Raw genomic sequence first — 3,103 nt, 5'->3', positions numbered from 1 at the left:
GGCATCTTCAATGATAATCGTGTTAACTCTGGGAATATCTAACCCCGACTCCACAATAGTCGTACAGACTAAGATATCCGCTTCCCCATTATTAAAAGCTAACATGGTGGTCTCTAATTCAGCCTCATCCATACGACCGTGGCCGATGGCAATTCTAGCACCCGGAATCATCCCTTGAATTGCTGCCGCTTTTTCTTCAATTCCCTCGATTCTTGGTACTACATAAAAAATCTGTCCCCCCCGATCCAATTCATTGCGAATTGCCGTTCTAATCGCATCAGAATTATAACTAGAAAGGTGGGTTTGGATGGGACGACGAGAGGGGGGAGGTGTGGTAATTAAACTCATTTCTCGCACCCCAGAAAGGGACATATAAAGAGTCCGGGGAATCGGTGTCGCACTCAAGGTTAACACATCAATATTACTTTTAAAAGCCTTAATTTTCTCCTTTTGATTGACCCCAAAACGCTGTTCTTCATCAATTACCAATAACCCTAAATCTTTAAACTCCACCGCTTTACTCAATAACAACTGCGTCCCCACTACTATATCCAATTCCCCCGTTTTCAAGCGCTGGACGATATCTTTTTTCTCGGAATTGGTGCGAAAACGATTTAATAAACCCACATTAATGGGATAGGGAGCAAAACGTTCTTTCAGGGTGTGATAATGTTGTTGGGTTAAAATCGTTGTTGGTGCTAATAAAGCCACCTGTTTATGACCCGTGGTGACAGCTTTAAAAATAGCACGAATCGCCACTTCTGTCTTACCAAAACCCACATCCCCACAGACTAATCGATCCATCGGGCGATCGCTTTCTAAATCCCGTTTCACATCCTGTATCGCTTTCAGTTGATCAGCAGTGGGTTGGTAGGGAAAAGAATCCTCTAACTCCCGCTGCCAGGGATTATCCATCGGATAGGCAAAACCCGATTTTTGGGCGCGTTGGGCGTAAATATTGATTAAATCAACCGCTAACTTCTTAACCGACTTCCTAACGCGGGCTTTCGTCGCTTCCCACGCTTTGCCAGAGATTTTATGCAATTCGGGCGCTTGACTACCTGTATGACGATAACGGGAGAGATTATCAAGAGAATCGGCAGGAACCCGCAATAATCCATCCGCATACTTAATAACTAGATAATCTCGACCTTGCACTACTCCGCCAATTGTGCTTTCCTGCTTTTCTAGTTTGATAAACTGTCCGATGCCATGGTGTTTATGTACTACAAAGTCGAGGGGACGGAGTTTGTTCACGTCCACCTGTACCGAGGCTGCTTGCCGACGTTTGCGGACGTAACCGGCAGTATTTAAAAGATGTTGCCCGAAGAACTCTCGATCGCTAACGACGACTATGCGATAGGTGGGGAGGATAAAACCTTCTAATTCAGCTAATCCTGAGTATTTTAGGGCTGTAGCGGTGTTTTGAATGATTAAGCGCTCGATCGCCCCAAAATCAAGGGGATTGGGGATAAATTGGGCTGGGCAGTCGTGTTCCTGTAATAATGAGACTGTGCGGGAGGGTTGGGCAGATATTAACCATGTAGCATACTTATTTACTTTAATACCGCTATAAATCTCTCTTTTTCCCCGTAAAATTTCCGCTAGTTTGGCGAATTGCCCCGGATTGGTGGGAATCGGACGACTGGAGAGATTAAGGCTATTTTCGGACAGGTGATCGTCTATTTCCGAGAGGTAGAGATGGGGAAATTTGGGCGATATTTCCAGAGATTCGCCAAAAGAACGGTGAATTTTCGGTAAAGGTGGTTCTATCTCTTGCCAGCGTTCCCCAATATATTCTATCCAGCGATCGCTTCTAGCTTGACAGCTTTCCAGTTCATCAAAGGCAATAAGAGTATTTTCGGGGAGATAATCCAATAAAGAGGCAGGTTGACGGAAGGACAAGCCTAAAAATCGCTCAATTCCCTCTGGATAAATGCCATTAGCCAATTTTTCTCGCTCTTCAGCCTCCAAATAATCGGCCACTGTGGGGGGAAGAGAAGGGGCAATCATCGCCGCGAAGCTAGTGGGAGTAAGAAGCAGATTGGGGATAGAATCGAGGGATCTTTGGGTGGCAGGGTCAAATTCTCGCAATTTTTCCAATTCATCGCCGAAAAATTCTAACCTGACCGGTAATTCGGCCGAAACTGGGAAAATATCAACGATATCGCCGCGACGACTCCATTGCCCTTCGGTTTCTACCAGTGAAACCCGTTCATATCCTAATCTAGCTAGGGTTAGATCGAGGTTTTTGGCTTCTATAACCCTTCCTACCGCAAAATTATCGCTATACTGCTCGAAAACCTCTCTAGGGGGTAAATGGGGCTGCAGGGCCTTTTCGGTGGTAACGATCGCAATTCCGGCCTCTTGATGACTGATTAGAGCTTGTCCTGAGCTACGTCGAAGGGCCGATAATACCTGCATCTGCCCCCAAATCATCTCGGATTCCCGATTAAATCTCTCGTAGGGGCAAGCTTCCGAGGTGGGATAAAAGAAAACACCTTTCCACGTCATCGCTTCTAATTGTGCCGCCCAACGTGCCGCTTCCTCCAGATTGGCACAGATAATTAAAAGATTTTTTCCTTGACAACGGGCGAAAGCTGTGCCGATTAATCCTTTCGGTAAGCGGGCAAGGCCGGTTAGGGTTAAATTGCCGTTTTTCTCCAGTTTTTGGATAAGTTCGGCAGTTAATGGCGATTTTTCAATGTTGCGAATAACGGAGGCAAAAGTCATTTTTTAGTGATCGGCTCTCGGTTTTTAGTTAAGCTCTACTGAATTTAAACTGCCTCTTGGGAGTTTTAGTACAAATGCTCAGGCTTCCTATCCCTGCTCCCAACTTCGGTGCAGTCTTAGCAAGTATTAGTTATCAGTTTTCAGTTCACCCACTACTTTTTGGGGTTAATTTTTTTGGGCTTTATTTGGCTTGACCAGAGGGGGGTCGTAGGCGCACGGATTTTCCATTATCTATATAATATCATGTCAAGCGTTAGTTAGCAAGAGAAAATTTTTTAATTGGGAGCGAAAGATCGAAGGACGAAAAACAAGTACATCTATACCGAGATATTTTCAGAATGATAACGATTCTCACCGACTGTGATAAGAT

1 protein-coding gene is annotated in these 3,103 nt (G+C 45.0%); it reads right to left on the bottom strand.

Annotated elements, in window-relative coordinates; all coding sequences use genetic code 11:
* The coding region (locus PX481_RS11350) for a DEAD/DEAH box helicase (protein ID WP_288094602.1) at window positions 1-2,733 on the bottom strand (2,733 nt) is incomplete at its 3' end.
* Between the last annotated feature and the right edge of the window lie 370 nt (window positions 2,734-3,103).

This window comes from Microcystis sp. M53603_WE2 (assembly GCF_030065435.1).
This window is presented reverse-complemented; position numbering and strand designations above follow the sequence as displayed.